General features: G+C 60.9%; 1 protein-coding gene and 1 pseudogene. Both read left to right on the top strand.

From position 1 onward, the window contains the following. A partial coding sequence (locus tag DBR24_RS30820) for a cobaltochelatase subunit CobN (protein WP_177490709.1) occupies positions 1–736 on the top strand: 736 nt, incomplete at its 5' end. A gap of 213 nt (positions 737–949) precedes the next feature. Continuing rightward, positions 950–1056 (top strand): annotated as a pseudogene (locus DBR24_RS34665) (magnesium chelatase); the annotation flags it as partial.

Here is a 1056-nt window from a genome sequence, read left to right as displayed (position 1 = left end):
TGAAGACACGGCGCGGCGTCAGGCCGGCTGGCGGATTTTCGGCGCCAAACCCGGTGCCTACGGGGCCGGTGTGCAAGGCGCGATTGATGGCCGTCTGTGGCAAACCCGCGAGGATCTCGCCGAGGTCTACTTGAATTGGGGCGCCTACGCCTATGGCGGTGCCGACGAAGGCACCGCCGCCCGTGAGCAATTCGTCCAGCGCCTGAGTCAGGTGCAGGCAGTGTTGCAGAATCAAGACAATCGCGAGCACGACCTGCTCGATTCCAACGATTATTACCAGTTCCAGGGTGGCATGCTCGCGGCGGTGGAAACCTTGCGTGGCGAAGCGGCGGTCAGTTACCACGGTGATCACAGTCAGCCGGACTTGCCAAAGATTCGCACCCTGAAAGAAGAGCTGAACCGGGTGATCCGCTCGCGTGCGGCGAATCCGAAGTGGATCGACGGGGTCAAGCGCCACGGCTATAAAGGCGCGTTTGAACTGGCGGCGACGGTCGATAACCTGTTCGCGTTCGACGCCACCACGCAATTGATTGATGATCACCAGTACGCATTGCTGGCCGATGCCTACCTGCTGGACCCGGCCACCCGGGATTTTGTTCGCGAGCATAACCCGCATGCGTTGCGCGACATGACCGAGCGGATGCTGGAAGCGCAGCAGCGCGGGATGTGGCAGGAGCCTGGGGCTTATAAAGAAGCGCTGGAGAATCTGCTGCTGGATATTGAGGAAGATATGTAACCGGCCAAAAGCTATCCTCAGCCCAGCCCTCTCCCGGGGGGAGAGGGAGCCGATTTGCGTTGCTGTCGAAGTCTGAGTTCGGCCCGACGTATCAGGTCGACGGAATTCGAAAGAACACCTAGGTCAGTTCCATCTCCCCCTGGGAGAGGGCTAGGGTGAGGGCCTCCCCACTGACACACCACAACACCAAAGACCACGACAGAGAAACCCCAAATGACCGACACCCCGCATTTCCCGCTCTCCGCCGTGGTCGGCGCCGATGACCTGAAACTCGCCCTGTGCCTGACCGCCATCGACCCGAAAATCGGCGGGGTGCTGAT

This window comes from Pseudomonas sp. HMWF006, assembly GCF_003061205.1.
Lineage (GTDB): Bacteria > Pseudomonadota > Gammaproteobacteria > Pseudomonadales > Pseudomonadaceae > Aquipseudomonas > Aquipseudomonas monsensis.
Note: the sequence above shows the minus strand (reverse complement) of the source record. Positions and strands in the feature narration are given on the sequence as shown.